Origin of the sequence: Amycolatopsis sp. WAC 01376, from assembly GCF_003947415.1 — a bacterium.
GTDB lineage: Bacteria > Actinomycetota > Actinomycetes > Mycobacteriales > Pseudonocardiaceae > Amycolatopsis.
Window position 1 is genome coordinate 634446 of the sequence record NZ_QHKL01000003.1, and the last position, 17781, is coordinate 652226.

Annotated in this window: 13 protein-coding genes and 1 pseudogene; 8 read left to right on the top strand and 6 right to left on the bottom strand. The window is 70.3% G+C overall.

From position 1 onward, the window contains the following. Positions 1–15: 15 nt before the first annotated feature. Positions 16–1824, bottom strand: a complete 1809-nt coding sequence (locus DMH03_RS19790; RefSeq protein ID WP_125793478.1) for a glycoside hydrolase family 15 protein — start codon at positions 1822–1824, stop codon at positions 16–18. A 194-nt stretch (positions 1825–2018) separates the two neighbouring features. Between DMH03_RS19790 and DMH03_RS19795 the strand changes: the two genes are divergently transcribed. From DMH03_RS19795 to DMH03_RS42590, 3 genes are read left to right on the top strand one after another with little or no spacing between them, the layout of a single operon-like run. Next, the gene (locus tag DMH03_RS19795; RefSeq protein WP_125793479.1) at positions 2019–2552 is read left to right on the top strand and encodes a DUF1269 domain-containing protein; all 534 of its coding nucleotides are present in this window, start codon (positions 2019–2021) and stop codon (positions 2550–2552) included. Continuing rightward, positions 2549–2989: a hypothetical protein gene (locus DMH03_RS19800; RefSeq protein ID WP_125793480.1), complete on the top strand. Its 441-nt coding sequence runs from the start codon at positions 2549–2551 to the stop codon at positions 2987–2989. The genes DMH03_RS19795 and DMH03_RS19800 overlap by 4 nt, the downstream gene beginning before the upstream one ends. Next, the gene (locus tag DMH03_RS42590) at positions 2983–4161 is read left to right on the top strand and encodes an AI-2E family transporter (protein WP_125793481.1); all 1179 of its coding nucleotides are present in this window, start codon (positions 2983–2985) and stop codon (positions 4159–4161) included. The genes DMH03_RS19800 and DMH03_RS42590 overlap by 7 nt, the downstream gene beginning before the upstream one ends. Here DMH03_RS42590 and DMH03_RS19810 read toward each other — a convergent pair. Continuing rightward, positions 4104–4667, bottom strand: a pseudogene (locus tag DMH03_RS19810) (GAP family protein); the annotation flags it as partial. The gene DMH03_RS42590 and the pseudogene DMH03_RS19810 overlap by 58 nt on opposite strands. Positions 4668–5227: 560 nt before the next feature. Between DMH03_RS19810 and DMH03_RS19815 the strand changes: the two are divergent. Next, entirely contained in the window at positions 5228–7876 is a 2649-nt protein-coding gene (locus DMH03_RS19815; RefSeq protein ID WP_158633103.1) for a LuxR C-terminal-related transcriptional regulator, read from the top strand. A gap of 18 nt (positions 7877–7894) precedes the next feature. On the opposite strand, the gene DMH03_RS19820 is transcribed toward DMH03_RS19815, so the two are convergent. Beyond that, positions 7895–9460, bottom strand: a complete 1566-nt coding sequence (locus DMH03_RS19820; protein ID WP_125793484.1) for a DUF4139 domain-containing protein — start codon at positions 9458–9460, stop codon at positions 7895–7897. Between the two features lie 82 nt (positions 9461–9542). Here DMH03_RS19820 and DMH03_RS19825 point away from each other — a divergent pair, with 82 nt between their 5' ends. The 3 genes from DMH03_RS19825 (at position 9543) to DMH03_RS19835 (ending at position 13640) form a co-directional block, all read left to right on the top strand. Then, a complete protein-coding gene (locus DMH03_RS19825) occupies positions 9543–11354 on the top strand; it encodes a Xaa-Pro dipeptidyl-peptidase (protein WP_125793485.1) in 1812 nt (603 codons plus the stop codon). A 216-nt stretch (positions 11355–11570) separates the two neighbouring features. Continuing rightward, positions 11571–12425, top strand: coding sequence for a M23 family metallopeptidase (locus DMH03_RS19830; protein WP_125793486.1), 855 nt, complete (start codon positions 11571–11573; stop codon positions 12423–12425). Between the two features lie 150 nt (positions 12426–12575). Further along, entirely contained in the window at positions 12576–13640 is a 1065-nt protein-coding gene (locus tag DMH03_RS19835) for a DUF4192 domain-containing protein (RefSeq protein ID WP_125793487.1), read from the top strand. On the opposite strand, the gene galE is transcribed toward DMH03_RS19835, so the two are convergent. From galE to DMH03_RS19850, 3 genes are all read right to left on the bottom strand, one after another. After that, positions 13615–14568 (bottom strand): UDP-glucose 4-epimerase GalE, encoded by a 954-nt coding sequence (galE, locus tag DMH03_RS19840; protein WP_125785518.1) that lies wholly within the window; start codon positions 14566–14568, stop codon positions 13615–13617. The two genes, DMH03_RS19835 and galE, sit on opposite strands and share 26 nt — an antisense overlap. 138 nt (positions 14569–14706) lie before the next feature. After that, positions 14707–15888 carry a galactokinase gene (gene galK / locus DMH03_RS19845; RefSeq protein WP_125793488.1) on the bottom strand — a complete coding sequence of 394 codons (1182 nt, stop codon included), beginning with the start codon at positions 15886–15888 and terminating at the stop codon, positions 14707–14709. Next, a complete protein-coding gene (locus tag DMH03_RS19850) occupies positions 15885–16604 on the bottom strand; it encodes a metal-dependent transcriptional regulator (protein ID WP_125793489.1) in 720 nt (239 codons plus the stop codon). The genes galK and DMH03_RS19850 overlap by 4 nt, the downstream gene beginning before the upstream one ends. Positions 16605–16712: 108 nt before the next feature. Here DMH03_RS19850 and DMH03_RS19855 point away from each other — a divergent pair, with 108 nt between their 5' ends. Then, a complete protein-coding gene (locus DMH03_RS19855) occupies positions 16713–17561 on the top strand; it encodes a sulfurtransferase (RefSeq protein WP_125793490.1) in 849 nt (282 codons plus the stop codon). Positions 17562–17781: the final 220 nt, after the last annotated feature.

Sequence of the window (17781 nt, forward strand, 5' to 3'; positions counted from 1 at the left end):
CTTCGCACGCTCGGCTCAGCCGATTGCCCTGTCGAGCGTGAGCGCGGCGTCGATGAGGCCGAGGTGGGTGAACGCCTGCGGGAAGTTGCCGAGTTGCTCGCCGCTCGGGCCGATCTCTTCCGCGTAGAGGCCGACGTGGTTTGCGTAGGTCAGCATCTTCTCGAACACCAGCCGCGCCTTCTCCGGATACCCGGCACGGGCGAGAGCGGTGACGTAGCCGAACGTGCACAGCGAGAACGTGCCCTCGTCTCCGCGCAGGCCGTCGGGTGAGGCACTGGGGTCATAGCGGTGGACGAGGCTGTCGGTCACCAGTTCGTTCTCGATGCCGGCCAGGGTCGCCAGCCAGCTCGGGTCGTGCGGGGTGATGAAACCGACGTCGGCCATGCGAAGCAGGGACGCGTCGAGGGAGACCGAGCCGTATCGCTGGACGAAGGCCTGTTTGAGCGGACTCCAGCCGTACTCCCAGATCTGGTCGTAGACCCGGTCGCGTTCGGTCCGCCAGGAGTCGAGCGCGCAGGGCAGGCCGTGCGCCGTCGCGAGGCGGACGCCGCGATCGAAAGCGACCCAGCTCATGAGCCTGCCGTAGGTGAAGTCGGCCTTTCCCTCCCGCGTCTCCCAGATTCCGTCGTCGGGCTGGTCCCAGTTCGCCGCGAGCCAGTCGAGCAGGCCGGTGAGCGCCTTCCAGCCGTCGTGCCCGACCTCGGCGCCCCGCCGGTCGGCCTGGTACACGGTGTCGAGCAGTTCGCCGTAGACGTCGAGCTGGAGCTGCTCGGCCGCGGAGTTGCCGATGCGCACCGGCACCGAGCCGCGGTACCCGGACCAGTGCGCGAGCGATTCCTCCAGCAGATCCGAGGACCCGTCGACGCGGTACATGATCTTCAGCCTGCCGTCGCCGTGGAGGTGGCGCTCCCGGAGCCAGTGGGCGAACGCGACCGCTTCGTCCGTGAACCCCAACGCCAGCAAGGAAGAGACCGACAACGACGCGTCCCGCACCCAGGCGTAGCGGTAGTCCCAGTTCCGTTCGCCGCCGATCTGTTCCGGCAGGCTCGTGGTCGGCGCGGCGACCATCGCCCCGGTCGGCGCGTAGGTCAGCAGCTTGAGGGTGATCGCGGACCGGTCGACCATCTCACGCCAGCGCCCCCGATAGGTCGAATGGTTCAGCCAGTCCTGCCAGAAGCGGACGGTCTCGTCGAAGGCCTGCTCGATCTCGGAGACCGGGATCGCACGGGGCTCCCCGCCGTCCGACTCGAGCACGAAACCCCGTGCCTGCCCGGTTTCCAGCCTCACCGAGCCGTAGACGCCGCCTTCGAGGACGTGGGCGTGCATCGACGGCGGATCGCCCGGTTCCCGGACCGCGTGCAGGGTCAAAGTGGACTCCCCGCTGTCGAACAGCACGCCGTCTTCGGTGACGGTGGTGGTGTGCGGGCGGCGTGCGTAGTCGAAGCGCGGGACGACCTCCATGGCGAACTCGACGTGCCCGCGCACGCAGCGGACCATCCGGATCAGCCGGTGGCCGCCGTCGGCGTGCCCGCCGGTCACCGGACGCAGGAAATCGACGACCTCGCCGGTGCCCAGCCTGGTCATGAACCGGGTGATCAGCACGGCGGTGCCGGGGAAATAGAACTGACGTGACGTGTACGGCTCCCGGACGGGACGGATCCGGCAGTGGCCGCCGCCGGGATCCAGGAGCGCGCCGAACACGCTCGGGGAATCGAACCGAGGGCAGCAGAACCAGTCGATCGCGCCGCCGGTGCTCACCAGCGCGGCGGTCTGCAGGTCTCCGATCAGCCCGTGGTCGGCGATCGGCGGGTGATGGTGGTTCACGGGGACTCCTTGCCGGAAGGGCTTTTCCGACGACCCTGGCCCGCCCTCGGGAAGCGGGGCGTCACCCTGGCCGGATGACTTCCGGGTCCGGACGGAGTCCTGGCGCTCATCCGCCTCAGGTGATGTGCGCACCCCCGTCGCCGCTGTGCGATGGCCACCGTCAGATCACCCATTTTCAGAAGGGACGGTGAGCCGTGGACACGTTGACCATCTGGACGTTCCGCTCGGCCGAAGGCGCGGATCGTGCGGCGGAGACCGTGAGGAGCCTGGCGAAGAACCAGCTCATCTCGGTACACGACGCCGCGACGGTGTCGTGGCCGGTGGGCGCCTCCAAACCGAAGCTCCGCCAGTTGCGCAATCTGGCCGGCCGCGGCGCGCTGAGCGGCGCGTTCTGGGGACTGCTCTTCGGCCTGATCTTCCTCGTGCCGCTGCTCGGCGCGGCGCTCGGAGCCACGGCGGGTGCTTTCGGCGGGCTCACTTCGGATTACGGCATCGACGACGACCTGATCAAGGAGATCAGGGGGACCGTCACCGAAGGCACGTCGGCTCTTTTCCTGCTGAGTTCGGGCGCGGTCATCGACAAAGTGCGAGACGCCTTCACCGGCGAGGAAACACCTGAGCTGGCCTTCACGAACCTGACGTCCGAACAGGAAGCGGCCCTGCGGGAAAGCTTCCTGCCGGACCAGGAATTCCAGACCGCCGAGGCGCCGGGAACGGGGACGAAATGAGCCGGCAGTGGAGTGCCGGCGCCGATCTCGCCGATCGATCCGGGATCCGGCCGGTCTGGGCCGGATGGATCGTCTTCGCCAGCGTGATCATGCTCATCCTCGGCGCGTTCGACGTCATCGCCGGGATCGTGGCGCTGGTCCGGGGCGACTACTACATCTCAGGCCCGGAGTACTCGCTCGTCCTCGACGTGACCGGCTGGGCGTGGGCCCATCTGGTCGGCGGCACGCTGGTGGCGATCGCGGGTGGCTTCCTCATCTCGGGAGCCATCTGGGCGAGGGTGGTCGCGGTGCTCTTCGCGGCCGGGAACGCGGTGACCCATCTGGTGTTCCTCTCGGCGCATCCGCTGTGGTCGATGATCGTGATCGCCCTGTGCGTGACGGTCATCTGGGCGGTCGTCATCCACGGTGACGAGATCCCGAACCGCGGGTCATGGTGACCGATCGGCCTGCGAGCCGAACACCGCGGGCGCTCGTCGTCCTGCTCGCCGCGGCCGCGATCGTGGTCGCCATCGCGGGGATCAAAGCGGTCGCGTGGCTGGCGGCGCCGACGTTGCTGGCGCTCGTCATCGTGATCACGCTCAGCCCCGCGCACGGCGGCCTGCGGCGCTTCGGCTTCCCGCGCTGGGCGGCGACGGCGGCGCTCGTGGTGTTCGTTTACGGGATTCTCGTCGCCTTTTGCGTCGCGATGATCGTTTCGGTCGCCCAGCTCGCGGAGCTGTTGCCGCGCTACGGCGACCGGATCACCGCCCTGTACGAGGAAATCGCCGGGGTGCTGGCGGAATTCGGTGCGGGACCCGCCCAGGTACGCGAGATCTTCCACTCTCTCGATCCCGGCGAACTCCTTTCGTACGCCGGTTCCTTGCTCGCCGATCTGACCGGTGTCACCACGAGCCTGGTCTTCCTGCTGGGGCTCTTGCTGTTCCTCAGCGCGGAGACGGCGGACATCGACGACCGGATCGCCGGGATCGCGGGAGAGCGGGCACGCACGGCCGAAGCGCTGCGTGACTTCGGCCGCCGCGTCCGCGTTTACCTGGCGGTGACCACGGTCTTCGGGCTGCTCGTCGCGGCGATCGACGTCCTCGCGCTGGTCCTGCTGGGAGTTCCGCTCGCGGCGTTGTGGGGTCTGCTTTCGTTCGTGACCAACTACATCCCGACGATCGGGTTCCTGCTCGGCCTCGGCCCGCCCGCCACGCTCGCGCTCCTCGACGGCGGCTGGCGGGTCATGGCGGCGGTGGTGGTGGTCTACATCGTGATCAATTTCGTGCTGCAGTCGCTGATCCAGCCGCGGTATGTCGGCAACGCGGTCGGCCTGTCGGCGACGGCGACGTTCGTCGCGCTGGTGTTCTGGGCCTGGGTGCTCGGACCGCTCGGGACGTTGCTCTCGGTTCCGGCGACCCTGCTGGCGCTGGCCGTGCTGGTCGACGACCCGCGGCGCAGCTGGATCACCGCGCTGGTGGGGTCGCCCCGGCGGGGACCCGCGGGCGATCAGAACAGGATGAGCACGACGAAGAAGAGGCACGCCACGATGTTCAGCAACCAGCCGTGGTCGTTCGTCCAGTCGCGGACGGCGGGCATGAGCCGGGCGGCTCGCCGCCGGAAGAGGAGATAGGCCAAGAGCGGCAGGGCGGCGATCAGCGTGGTGGTCAGGAGAAACGGGATCGCCGCGCCGAACCCGGCCCCGCCGCGGCCGAGGTCGAGGCCGACGACGCACATCACGACGACGTCCGACGGAAAGAACGCGATGAGCAGGAATCCGGTGCGGAATCCGCGCCGCGGGCCCGCCGACATGAGTGTTCCCAGCCATTTCGGCGGTTCCGCGGTCTCGCGGTGGGTCCAGTTCCGGATCGCCACTCCCAGGAGAAGCGCGACCAGACCGTACTGGATCAGCGTGTAGACCGAACCGTCCGAGCCGGAGACGAGGGGATCGGGTGGCAGAAGGCTTGCCAGCCAGGTCGTGAGCGCGGTTCCCGCCGTCACGGCCGTGGCCACGCCCGCCACGAACGCGAGAGAGGTCGGCACCGCGCGCGCCGTCGTGATCAGGATCAGCGCCGACACGAATTGCGGCCCGGCCATCATGGTGATCGCGAGCGGGAGCACCGTGAGCGATTCCGTCATTCCGTACTTCCCGTCCGAGGGTGTTCCGGCAGCGAATCGCGTTGCCCGCCACCGCTTGTCCAGACGGCGACGGGCAACGCTCGCGCGGCGGTCTTGCCGCCGGAGCCCTGGGCGGAGGCCGGGCCTCTCGATCCGCGATCTTCAGAATGCGCTGCCGCCGTGCGGGGGTCTTCGTTCGCAGCGGGTGAAACGACGTCTTGATTCCGTCACCCAACGCGAGAAACACCGCTCGGTGAACACTCTTCGCGACCAGCGGTGACCCGACTCACCCGCCAGGGAGGAGGTGACCGTCGCACGGGGTGAGCAAGATCGGTTCCCTCACTCGTCTGGGGAATCGAAGGGAGACAATCGGTGAGCACTGAACCGCGTGGTCGGTCCAGAGCCAAACTCGTTCTGACAGCACTGACTTTCGTGCTGGTCCTTTCGGCGCAACCAGGGCCGAGCCGGTCATCGGTGGACGCCGTACTTTCCGGTATCGGTTTCGTCTTCAGCGGGACGTCCCGCGTTCTCGGCTTCGCCTGGCATGTGCTCTCCAGCGCGGCGATGTCATGCGCCGGCCGATGACCCGCGTCGAGGGCACTCCGCCGGAAGCCCACGACGAAGCGGCGGTCGTGGTGCCCTCACCGAAACTCGCGCCACCACCACCCGCGTCCGACGTCCTCGAACGGGACCGGTTGCTGGACGTCCTCGATCAGGCCACGTCCGGTGAGGTCCCCAGCGTCACGTTGCTCAACGCGCCGGCCGGATCCGGGAAGACCGTGCTGCTCGGCAGCTGGTTCCGGCGCCGGGCGCGCCACCACCCCGGCGAGCATCTGGTCTGGGTTTCCTTGGACGCCAATGACAACGAGGTCTTCCCGTTGTGGTCGTCGATCCTCCGGGCGGTGGACCACGGCGTGGTCCCCGGGCCCGCGCTCGCGCGGGACGCCTCCGCGCACGAACGCGTCGGCGCGTTCGTCGACGCGTGCGCGCGGCTCCGCCGGCCGGTGATCCTGGTGCTGGACAACGCACACGAGCTGTCCGCGCCGGACGCGGTCGAGAGCGTGAACCTGCTCCTGCGCTATCTGCCGCCCGGAGTACGGGTCGTCATCGCGACCCGGTTCCCGCCGCCGCTGATCCTGCCGCAGCTCCGGCTCGAAGGCAGGCTGCGGGAGATCACGGCGCCCCAGTTGAATTTCACCGAGGAGGAGACGGGGAAACTGCTCGCCAGGAAGAACCTGGCGCTGTCCGAGGCGGATCTGGACCGGATCGCGGAACGAACGGAAGGCTGGGCGGCGGGCCTGCGGTTCCTCACCCTCGCGCTGGACTCCGCACCGGACACCGGCGGGACCATCCGGTCCTTCACCGGTGACGATCGCCTGCTGGGCGAGTACCTGTCCGGGGAGATCGTCGGCCCGCAGCCCGCGCACATCCGCGATTTCCTGCTGAGCATGTCGGTGTGTCCCGAAATCACCGACGGGCTGGCCGCCCGGTTGACCGGACAGGAGCACGCCGGCCAGATCCTGTACACCCTCACCCGCACCAACACGCTGGTCACCCGGCACGGCGGGGCGGAGGTTCGGTACCGCTGTCATCCTTTGCTGCGCGAACACCTTCGCGCGGAACTGAGCCGGCGCCATCCACGGGCGTATCGCAGGCTCCACCGGCTGGCGGCGGAATGGTTCACGGACTCCGGAGACGTGCTCACGGCGCTGGAGCACGGCGTCGCGGCGAAGGACGAAGAGCTGATCACCCGCTACATTCAGCGATCCGGGTTGCAGATCGTCCTCAAAGGACACGGGACGCGGTTGCACAAGCTGCTCGGCGCGCTGCCGGAACACCTGCTCGCCCGGCCACAGGTCGCGCTCGTCGCCGCCATCGCCTCCCTCGACGACCACGACCTCGTGGCGGCGGACCGCTACCTCGGCCGGATCGACAATTCCGCCCAGCCACTGCGTTCCGGACGGCTGCGCGCGTTGAACGCCGTGGCCGTCCTCTTTCGCGCGAGGTACGGCGGAGAGCTGAACAAGGCTCTCACCGCACTCCGCGCCACGAGCGCGGGCGACACCGGCGATGTCGACCTCGACCTGCTGGCGCTGGCAACCCGGGGGACGGCCGCCTTGTGGCTGGGCGACATCCCGGGGGCCACCGAGGATCTGGAACGCGCGCTGCGGATGGCCACCCTGGAGCGCCGCGACGCCGTCAGCCTGCATTGCGAGATCCACCTCGCGGGTATCGCCTGTGTGCAGGGCGACCTCGCCGGGCTGGCCGTGCACACCGGCGCCGCCTTCGAACTGGCCCGGTCCCACGGCTGGACCGAGACTTCGCGCACCGCCTTCCTGTACACCGTTCTCGGGCTGGCGGCTTATCAACGGCTGGACCAGGAGAGCGCCCGCCGGTTTTCCGCACTGGCGTCACGGCTTCTGCCCGAGGTGGTGGACCCGGCCGTGGAAATGCTGACGGTGACCCTCGGTGCCGCCGTCGAATTCGGCCTCGCGGCCGATCCCCACGCGGTCGTCGAAACGTTGCGGAGCCACCGGAAACGGCTCGCAGGGGAGTCGGTCGCACCGTGGCTCGTCGCCTGCACGGCGCCGGTCGAGCAACGGCTCGCCCTCCGCGTCGGAGAACCCACGTGGGCGATGGACGTGATGGAACGGCACCGGCACCTGCTCGCGCCCTACGCCGAGCACGCGCTGCTGAGCAGCCTCGTGCACCTGCATCGCGGCCGGACCGGCGCCGCCCGCCGTCGCCTGCGTCCGGTCATCGAGCGGCAGACCAGGACGCTGGTGGCGCACACCCTGATCGAAAGCTGGCTCCTCGAAGCGGTTCTCGCCGACCAGGCAGGCGAACAGAACCAGGCGCACGCCGCCGTCAACCACGCGCTCGACCTCGCGGCACCCCAGCAGGCGCTCCGGCCGTTCCACGACGCGGGGCAGGACATCCGGGAGCTGCTGGTGCGCGGCGCCGGGCGGTTCGGCCGCACCGAAGAGTTCGCGAGCGCCGTGCTGCAGGCGTTACCGGCCCGCCCCGGGGCGCCGGTCGATCCGCTCACCTCGCGCGAGCTCGAACTGCTCACCGAGTTGCCGTCCATGCGCACCGCGGAACAGATCGCCGATTCGCTCTACGTCTCGGTGAACACGGTCAAGACCCACCTTCGCGGCATCTACCGGAAGCTCGGCGTCAATCACCGCCGCGACGCCGTCGTCGCCGCGCGAAGGCGCGGCCTGTTGTAGGCCCTCGGGCCGGGACGGCTACTCGCGCCACCCCGACAGCTCGACACCCTTCGCCACGTCCACCCGGTACCCGAGCGTCACGACACCCTTCGCGCCCGGAGCGAGCGTCAGCCGCCAGGTGAACTCGCCCAGTTCGGTCCGCTCCACCGGCTCCGGCACGGTGCGCACGTCGCGGACGGTGATCGCGTCGTCCCGGGAGACCGGTGCCTGGTCCAGCACGGTCACGACGGCTTCGCGCGGGCTGTGGTTGACGATCGTCGTGGTGTAGGCGGCCTCCCGTTTCCGGGCGCCGGACAGCGTCGCCTTGCTCGCCGAGCGGTGCGCGAGTTCCCGGTCGACCCGGATCCGGTCGTCCACGCCGAGGGCGAGTTCGAGTTCCTCGCCCGGCGCCCAGACGTCCAGCCGTGTGGCGCCGACGAATTCCGTCTCGTGGAACACCGACGCCTTTCCCGGCCGCAGCGTGTGCTCCGAGGTGTTGACCACGGTCGCCCGCAGGTACGCCTCTCCTGACACCGCGGGAGCGGTGACATGGCCGAGTTTCGCCGTCAGCTCCAGCTGCGCGAGCGTCGTGCGGTGGCCCTGCGCTCCCGACGGCACCGCCACCGGACGTCCCGGCCGGTAGGTGACCGCGGTGGTGCCCTGTTCGACGGCCGCGGTCCGCATCGCCATCGGCGGCGCGGCGGGGGCGGCCATGCCCACCGACTCGGGGATCCCGCCGCCCGCGGGCGAGGCGCTGCCGTACGCGGCGCGCGCCATCAACGGCTGGACCGGCCGGACGCGGTCGAGGAACCACGGTTCGAGTTCCGGTACCTCCACCGTGTTCGCCGGCCGCGCGGTGGACAGGGCCAGCTCGCATTCCGGCCAGTCCTCGCCGGTGTGCTGGGTGATCCGCCCGTACCAGGTCACCGCGACCTCTTCACCGCGGACTCGGACGTCGTAACCGGGTTCCCAGCCCGCGTTCGCGACCACATAGGACAGTTCGAGGCCGATCTCCGCGCCGTCCTCCCGGCTCTCCACTTCGACCGTGACCGTCGCGCTGTCCACTTCGGACGTGCCTTGTTTCGCCTCGATCTCCCGGTCCAGTGCCTTGAGGTCGTCACGGAGCCGGGCGAGGCGGATGCCGAGTTCACGGCGCTTCCCCAGCGCCTGGGCCAGTTGCGCGCCGAGCGCCTCGGTGACTTCGGCGACCCGGGGCGGCTCCGCCGTACCCGCCGCGAGCGCCTTCGCGAAACTGCCGCCACTCCGCTTCGCCACCCCGGTCAGCAGATCGACCTTCGTGGTCTCGGCGGCGACAGCGTCCGCGACCTCGTCCACCACCGCCTGATCGGCCAGCCGTCGCTCGGTCAGCGCGCGCAGGGAAATGTCCGCGGGGGCGGGATGGCGCTCGACGGCGACGTCGACCCCGGCGATGACCGCCGGGCCGGTCCCGATGACGCGAACCGAATCCGTGTCCAGGTTCCACGGCAGGCCCGCGAAAGCGAAGCGCGTTTCCCCGTCCAGGCCCGCCGAAGCCCGCCTCGTGATCCGGGCGTGGTGCGGGTAGACGGTGACGGCGACGATCGGTGCTTCCAGGGTGCTCGGCATGCCCCCGACGTTAGTCTCTTGACACCCGTTCGGGTGGCCGGAAGCCTCAGCTGCGTCTTGCCCGCCCGCCCTTGGGGGTCACGTGAGAGTCGCCAGACTCGCCGCCTTGTTCACCGCCGTCCTGGTTCTTCCGGCGACCGCGCTGCCCGCCCAGGCCGACGCGCCACCGGCGCCGATCTTCTCCGGCGGCCAGGCGCAACCGGTGTTCGACCCGGCCGACGTCATCCGGGAGAACGTCTGGGTCACCGCGCCGGTCGACAGCGACGGCGACGGCAAGGACGACCTCGTGCACGCGGAGGTGGTGCGGCCCCGCGCGACACAGCAAGGCATGAAGGTCCCGGTCGTCTACCAGGCCAGCCCGTACTACGCGGGCGGCAACGACGTCGCGAACCACAACGTCGACGTCGAGCTGTACGTGCCCGGCGCGAAGCGGCCCGCCGCGGGCCCGCGGATCGCGACCAAGACCGTCGGCCCGAACCCGGCGCCGATCGGCTGGCGGTACCAGGACTACTTCACCGCCCGCGGGTTCGCCGTGGTGTACGGGGAATCGCTCGGCAGCGGCCAGTCCACCGGCTGCCCGAGCACCGGCGACGTCAACGAGACCATCGGCGCGAAGTCCATTGTGGACTGGCTGAACGGCCGCGCGACGGCCCGTGACGCGGCGGGCAAGGCCGCCGTCGCGGACTGGAGCACCGGCAAGACCGGCATGATGGGCGTCTCCTACAACGGGACGCTGCCCAACGCCGTGGCCAGCACGGGCGTCGAGGGGCTGGAGACGATCGTCCCGATCGCGGCGATCTCCAGCTGGTACGACTATTACCGCAACGACGGCGCCGTCGTCGCGGCGGGCGGTTTCCAGGGCGAGGACGCGGACGTGCTCGCGGATTACGTCTACACCCGCCAGGATCGCGCCGTCTGCCGCCCGCTGATCGACAGCATCGCGGTCGACCAGGACCGGGTGACCGGTGACTACAGCCGCTTCTGGGACGTGCGCAACTACCGCAACGACGTGAACAAGGTGCGCGCTTCGGTGCTCGTGGTGCACGGCTTCGGCGACTGGAACGTCAAGACCGACCAGGGCACCCGCTGGTACGAGATGCTCAAGCGGCACGGGGTCGAGCACAAGATCTGGCTGCACCAGGCCGGGCACGCCGACCCGTACAGCCTCCGCCGCGACGTCTGGCTCGCCACCCTGAACAAGTGGATGTCGCACTACCTCTACGACGTGGACAACGGCATCGAGCGCGAGCCGAAGGCCACCATCCAGCGTGAGGACAAGTCGTGGGTGGACGAGCCGGAGTGGCCGCTGCCCGGCACCCAGGACGTGAAGCTCTACCCGTGGCCCGGTGGTTCCTCGAAGGGCAAGCTCGACACGCGCAACCCCGTTCCGGGCAAGGCCGCGGTCGAGACGCTGGCGGACGACGCGAGCAAGACCATCGAACAGCTCGCCGCCGCGACGTCGTCGGGCAACCGGCTGCTCTACGCGACCACCGCGGCGAAGCAGCCCGTGCGTCTCTCCGGAACGGTGAAGACCGACCTGTCGCTGTCCTTCGACAAGCCGGCCGCGAACGTGACCGCGGTGCTCCTCGACCGCGCTCCGGACGGGACGGCGAAGGTGATCACCCGCGGCTGGACCGACCCGCAGAACCGGCGCGACCCCGCCCGCACCGAGCCGATCACCCCCGGTGAGAGCTACAAGGTCGAGGTCGAGCTGGTCGCGAAGGATTACCTGCTCGCGGCCGGGCACAAGATCGAGTTCCTGGTGGCCTCCAGCGACCACGACTACACGCTCCGGCCCAAGCCCGGCGCCGGTGTCTCGGTCGAGCTGAACCGGACCTCGCTGGTGCTGCCGGTGGCGGGCGGCAAGCCCGCGCTGCGAGCCGCTTTCGGCTGAGCGAGCCCACTTTCCGTGAAGGCCTCCTTCCTTACCCTCAGGGTAGGGAAGGAGGCCTTCACTACGTCATCGATGTGCCGCGATGGCGGTGCCGGCGGGAGGGGATCCGGCGTTTCCGGGTGGAAAACACCCACCCGACCTCGGGCTTGTACGGAAAATGTATTTCTCCCGGCTTTGCTTCGGCCTGTCCGGCTTCCCCACCTGATGGAGGTCTCCATGTCCAGGTTGCGCCGTTTCGCAGTGCTCGCCGCGGCCGCCGTTCTGCCCGCGCTCGGCCTGACCCTCGCCGGTACGACGCAGGCGTCGGCCGCCCCGAACTTCCAGGTCCCCTTCAAATGCGGTGTCACGGTCACGGCGGCGACGTTCAGCGGGCACAGCCCGGCGAACTCGGTCGACTTCCAGAAGTCGGGGATCACCGGGATGCCGGTGCTGGCGTCGGCGGGCGGCACCATCACCCGGGTCGCCAACGAAGGCAGCACGAGCTACGGGCGCTGGGTCGAGATCGACCACGGCGGCGGCTGGCGGACCCGGTACGCCCACCTGTCGACCCAGTCCGTCTCGGTCGGCCAGGCCGTCAGCGTCGGCAAGCAGCTCGGCACGGCCGGGGCGACCGGCGGGGTGACCGGTCCGCACCTGCACTTCGAACAGCGGCTCAACGGGGTGGCGCAGAAGGCGGTGCTGCACGGGGTCGCGGTGCCGTACTACGGCCACACCAACTTCACCAGCAAGAACTCGTGCGGCGGCAACCCGTACGACGCCACCGAGGTGTGCGGCAGCGGATTCTCGGTCGTCGATTCACAGGGGCTCGCGAACAGCGCGGGAACGGCGTACCTGCTCTACAACGCCTCGACGAAGGCCAACTGCGTCACCACGCTGAAGGCGGTTTCCCTCGGCACCGCGTCGCCGGTGTCGGCGTTCCTCGAAGTCCAGGGTTCCGCTCGTGTGACCGACTCCGGCAGCTTCACCTACTACGCCGGACCGGTGAAGAAGACCGCCGCCTCGACCTGCGTCAAGTGGGGCGGCTCGGTCGGGTCGAACGCTTACGAGAGCCCGTTCGAACACTGCGGCTGACCCCGCGGGGCCGGGCACTGTAGACCACCCCACCGACAGGATCGGCGTCCCCGCGACCCGTCCCGCGGCGGTTGTCCACAACGGCCCCGGCTGTCCACAGATGTGTCCCGCCCCCACCCAGCGGCCCCATTCCCGCCGCAGGGTGGGGGCATGACCACATCCACCCCGACCGGCAGGACCACGGTCGATCTGACGGATCCGGCGGACCTGCTCGCCGCGATCCCGTACCTCCTCGGCTTCCATCCCGAGGACTCCGTCGTCGTCTTCGGCCTGCGCGGCCCGGGACGCAAGCAACAGGGCCTCGTCATGCGCGTGGACCTGCCACCGCCGGGCCTGGAACACGACCAGGCGCGTGACCTGGCGATCAGGCTCGCCGTGACCCACCACACCGGTGCCACCGTGGCGGTGATCGGCGGTGGCACCGTGAACAAGGCGGGGCGGCCACCGCGACGCCGGTTCATCCGGCGCCTGGAAGCTTCGCTGGCCGAGTACGACATCTCGCTGAAGCATTCGGTGTGGGCGCCGCGGATCGCCGCCGACGTGCGCTGGGGCTGCTACCGGGACCGAACCTGTGGCGGTCGCCTACCGGATCCGCGCGACTCGGTGGCCGCCGCGGTCGTCACCGGTGCCGGGCAGATCACGCACGCGAGCCGGGAAGAAGTCGAGCGCCTCTTCGACCCCGTCGCGCCGGAGACGCTCGCCAGGCGTGCCGATCTCCTCACGAGAATGGCCGATCCGCCATGGCGAGGCGGAGATCTCGTCGGGGCGGGAGCCGGCGAGGTGAACGCCGCGCTCGCCCGCGCCGACGACGGCGATCTGACGGTCACCGACGACCAGGCCGTCCGGCTGGCCTGGGCCCTTTCCCTGGTCGAGGTCCGGGGCGCCTGCATGCTCACCGCAGCCCCCGCGGAGTCACCCCTCGCTCGCACGGCGGAGGAGCTCTGGCTCACGCTGGCCCGGGAACTTCCGGCGCCGGAAGCCGCCGAGGCGCTGGCGTTGAAAGCACACGCCGCCTACGTCCGCGGCGACCTGGCGACCGCCGGGATCGCCCTGGTCAGGGCCGGCGAAACCGACCCCGACCACGGGCTGACGAAGTTGCTGACCACGGCACTGCACACGATGGTGCAGCCGGCCGAACTGGCCAGGGCGGTCCTGCGGCAGCGGGCCGAAGGAACTCCCGAGATCCGCCTCAGGCGGTCTGGCGGGACCGGGTGAACGCCCACGCGTCGGCCACGATGCCGTCGAGGTCGGTGCGCTCGGGCTTCCAGCCGAGTTCGTCGTTCGCCCGCTCGCTGGAGGCCACCAGCACCGACGGGTCGCCCGCCCGGCGCGGCGCGACCGCGGCGGGGATCTCGTGACCGGTGGTGCGGCGGCACGCCTCGATCACCTCGAGCACGGAGAAACCGGTGCCGCTGCCGAGGTTGTAGACGCGGTGCTCGCCGTCGGCCGCGTGGCGCAGCGCCAGCAGATGCGCGTCGGCGAGGTCGACCACGTGGATGTAGTCGCGGATGGCGGTGCCGTCGGCGGTCGGGTAGTCGTCACCGAAGATCTGGATCCGCTCGCGGTCCCCGGTGGCGACCTGGAGCACGAGGGGGATCAGATGGGTTTCGGTGGCGTGCCGCTCGCCGAAGGAGCCGTAGGCGCCGGCGACGTTGAAGTAGCGCAGGCTGACGGCGGCGATGCCGTGGGCGCGCGAGAACGACGTGATCGCGTGGTCGATGGCCAGCTTCGTCGCGCCGTAGGTGTTAGTCGGCCGCGTCGGCGCCGTCTCCGGGATGGGGGAGGACTCCGGTTCGCCGTAGGTGGCCGCGGTGGAAGAGAACACCAGCCGCTTCGTGCCGTGGTCGCGCATCGCTTCCAGCAGGCGAAGCGAGGTCAGGACATTGCCTTCCCAGTACTTCGCCGGATCCGTCATCGACTCGCCGACCAGCGACTTGGCGGCGAAGTGGAGGACACCGTCGAAGCCGTCGCCGAGAAGGCGCTGAGCGACCTCGGCGGCGTCACCCTCGACGAAGGTGGCGTCCGGGTGCACCGCGTCAGCGTGCCCGGTGGAGAGGTCGTCGACCACGGTGACGTCGTGCCCGGCCTCGATGAGGCGGGCCGCGCAGACACTGCCCACATAACCGGCTCCGCCCGTCACCATCAGCTTCAGGGTCTTGGTCGGTTCGTCGGTCACGTTCGCGCCTTTCTGCTGCGGATGCGGTCGCGGCCCAGTGTCCTCGCCCCCGGGCACGAGGCTCGCCCGGGGGTACAGGTGCGCTCCACGAAATCCGGCCTCGGGCTAGAGCTCGTCGCGGCCGGCGCCGCGCGACGGCACCGCGGTGAACAGCCTGGGGTGGCGCAGATCCGCCGCTTCGTACGCGGCCTTCACCGCCCGGCCCACCGAGTCCACATCGGACTCGCGGACCAGCGCGATGGCCGAGCCGCCGAAGCCGCCGCCGGTCATCCGCGCGCCGAGCGCACCGGCTTCCCGGGCCGAATCGACGGCGAGGTCGAGTTCCCGGGTGGAGATCCGGTAGTCGTCGCGCATGCTGACGTGCGAGGCGTCCAGCTGGGGGCCGATCTCGGTGATCCGGCCCGCCCGCAGGAGTTCCACGGTGTCGAGGACGCGCTGGTTCTCCGTCACCACGTGGCGTACCAGCGGCACGAGTTCGGACGGCAGCTTGTCGAGCGCGGCGTCCAGGCCGTCGACGTCGATGTCCCTGAGTGCTTTCACCTCGAGCAGTTCCGCGGCGCGCTCGCAGCCCCGCCGGCGTTCGCCGTAGCCGCCCTCGGCGTGCGAGTGCTTCGTGCGGGTGTCCATGATCAGGATCCGGACGCCGGATTCCTCCAGCGGGAACGGCACCTGCTCCATCTCGCCGGAGCGGACATCGAGGAACAGCACGTTCGATTCCGTGCAGCACAGGGAAGCGGTCTGGTCGAGCAGACCGGTCGGCGCACCGACGAAGTCGTTCTCCGAACGCTGCACCCAGCGGGCCACCTCGTGCAGGCTCGGCGAACCCGCGCCTGCCCCGGGAGTGACGCCCGCCAGCCCCAGGAGGGCGAGCGCGACCGCGCATTCGAGCGCGTGCGAGGAGGACAGACCCGCCCCCGAGGGCACATTCCCCGCGATCGCCACGTCCGCGCCGCCGCCGAGGCCCTGGTCACGCAGCACCCACGCGACTCCCGCCGGGTACGCGGCCCACCCCTCGACCGAGCCGGGCCGCAGATCGGCGATCGTGAGCGGGCCGGATTCCTGAACCCTGCCGTCCGAGCCGAGCGTGGCCACGGTCAGCACGCCGTCCTCGCGCGGGGCCGCCGCGGCGGCGAGCCGGTGCGGGAGGGCGAAGGGCAGCACGAAACCGTCGTTGTAGTCGGTGTGCTCACCGATCAGGTTCACCCGGCCGGGTGCGGACCAGACGCCCGCCGGAGCCCGGCCGTGGAGGGCCTGGAAGGTCTCCGCGGCGTCGGAAGCGGCGCTCACCTGGCCTGCGCCAGCACGGCATGCAACGCCGACACGGGAACCTGTGCGGTGTTGTCCCCGCCGGTGACCTCTATGGTCCCGCCGGGTGCCGCCTTGCCGACCTTGACCCGGCTGCCGGGCACGATGCCGACGGATTTGAGTTCCGTCATCAGCGCCTCGTCCAGCTGCACGTGCTCGGCGATACGGCGGATCTCGACCTCGCCGCCACCCATGCGGGCGAACTCGTCGAGCCGCACCAGGTCGGCCTCGGCGGGCGGGGCGGGCTCACCGTCGCCGAGCTTGTCCAGCCCCGGGATCGGGTTGCCGTAGGGCGACGTGGTGGGGTGGTCGAGCAGCTTGACCAGCTTGCGCTCGACGGCCTCGCTCATCACGTGTTCCCAGCGGCAGGCCTCGTTGTGGACGTGCTCCCACTCCAGGCCGATGACATCGACCAGGAGGCGCTCGGCCAGGCGATGCTTGCGCATGACCGCGATGGCGAGCTCGCGACCGTGTTCGGTCAGCTGCAGGTGCCTGTCGTCCGCGACCACGACCAGTCCGTCGCGCTCCATCCTGGCGACGGTCTGGCTCACGGTCGGGCCGCTCTGCTGCAGCCGCTCCGCGATCCGGGCCCGCAGCGGGACGACACCTTCTTCTTCGAGCTCGTAGATCGTACGCAAGTACATCTCTGTGGTGTCGATGAGATCGTTCACGCTGTCCCCTTCGTCCGCGTTGCTCATCGTAGTCGCTGGCACCGACAGCGACGCAGGCGTGGGGAGAACAAGTGCCGAGGCGGGAAAAGTCCCCCAAGCTGGGCGTGGAGCCGTGAGGCACGGAAAGATGGCCGTATGCGCCCCATGATCACCACCGGCGAACTCGCCACGCAGCTCTCCGGGCCGGAACCGGCACGCTCCGTGATCCTCGACGTCCGCTGGCGGCTCGCCGGCCCGCCCGGTGCCGATTCCTACCGTGAGGCGCATCTCCCGGGCGCGGTGTACGTCGACCTCGACACGGCGCTCGCCGGAGAGCCGGGTGACGGCGGCCGCCATCCGCTGCCGGACCCGGCGACACTGCAACGGCACCTGCGGGCGGCCGGGGTCCGCGCCGGGCATCCGGTCGTGGTCTACGACGACTCCGACGGTTCGGTCGCGGCCAGGGCGTGGTGGCTGCTGCGCTGGGCCGGGCACACCGAGGTCGCCGTGCTCGACGGCGGGTTCGCCGCCTGGGCCGAGGAAGGGCGCCCGCTCACCGGCGAGGTCCCCTCGCCAACGGAGGGCGACATCGTCGTGAAGCCCGGCGGCATGCCGGTGCTCGACGCGGACGAGCTCGCCGCGCTCGCCAGGGACGGGCTGCTCTTCGACGCGCGGGCGAGGCCGAGGTACGCGGGGGAGACCGAGCCGATCGACCCGCGCGCCGGGCACATCCCCGGCGCGGTCAACGCGCCCTTCTCCGGGCATCTCGCGGAGGACGGCCGCTGGCGTGACGCCTCGGAACTGGCCGAGCGGTTCGAAGGTCTCGGCGTGGCCCCGGAGACCCCGGTCGGTGTCTACTGTGGATCGGGGGTCACCGCCTCGTCCGTCGTGCTCGCGCTCGAAGTCGCCGGTCACCCGGAGCCGGCGGCGCTGTATGCGGGTTCGTGGTCGCACTGGTCCCGCGATCCGGAGCGTCCGGTGGCCACCGGCGATCTGCCCGGCTGACCCGCGGGCGGTTCCGGAACGACGCATGTTCCGACGCAGGGCACTGGTGCCCTGCGTCGGAAATCCGGCGCGTATCCCGGCGGCCCAGCTTCCCGACGGCGGCGTTGCCGGTCCGCCCGAGTACGACCCGGTACGAGGACGAACCGGCGCCTTGCCGTCGAAAACCTGGATCCACCGGGATAAGCACCGTATTTCCGACGCAGGGCACTAGAGTTCGGAC

What these genes read in the sequence shown, in the direction of transcription:
- DMH03_RS19800 (WP_125793480.1), top strand. Translation starts at nt 2,549, where the DNA reads ATGAGCCGGCAGTGGAGTGCCGGCGCCGATCTCGCCGATCGATCCGGG.
- DMH03_RS42590 (WP_125793481.1), top strand. Translation starts at nt 2,983, where the DNA reads ATGGTGACCGATCGGCCTGCGAGCCGAACACCGCGGGCGCTCGTCGTC.
- DMH03_RS19815 (WP_158633103.1), top strand. Translation starts at nt 5,228, where the DNA reads ATGACCCGCGTCGAGGGCACTCCGCCGGAAGCCCACGACGAAGCGGCG.
- DMH03_RS19820 (WP_125793484.1), bottom strand. Translation starts at nt 9,460, where the DNA reads ATGCCGAGCACCCTGGAAGCACCGATCGTCGCCGTCACCGTCTACCCG.
- DMH03_RS19830 (WP_125793486.1), top strand. Translation starts at nt 11,571, where the DNA reads ATGTCCAGGTTGCGCCGTTTCGCAGTGCTCGCCGCGGCCGCCGTTCTG.
- DMH03_RS19835 (WP_125793487.1), top strand. Translation starts at nt 12,576, where the DNA reads ATGACCACATCCACCCCGACCGGCAGGACCACGGTCGATCTGACGGAT.
- galE (WP_125785518.1), bottom strand. Translation starts at nt 14,568, where the DNA reads ATGGTGACGGGCGGAGCCGGTTATGTGGGCAGTGTCTGCGCGGCCCGC.
- DMH03_RS19850 (WP_125793489.1), bottom strand. Translation starts at nt 16,604, where the DNA reads ATGAGCAACGCGGACGAAGGGGACAGCGTGAACGATCTCATCGACACC.
- DMH03_RS19855 (WP_125793490.1), top strand. Translation starts at nt 16,713, where the DNA reads ATGCGCCCCATGATCACCACCGGCGAACTCGCCACGCAGCTCTCCGGG.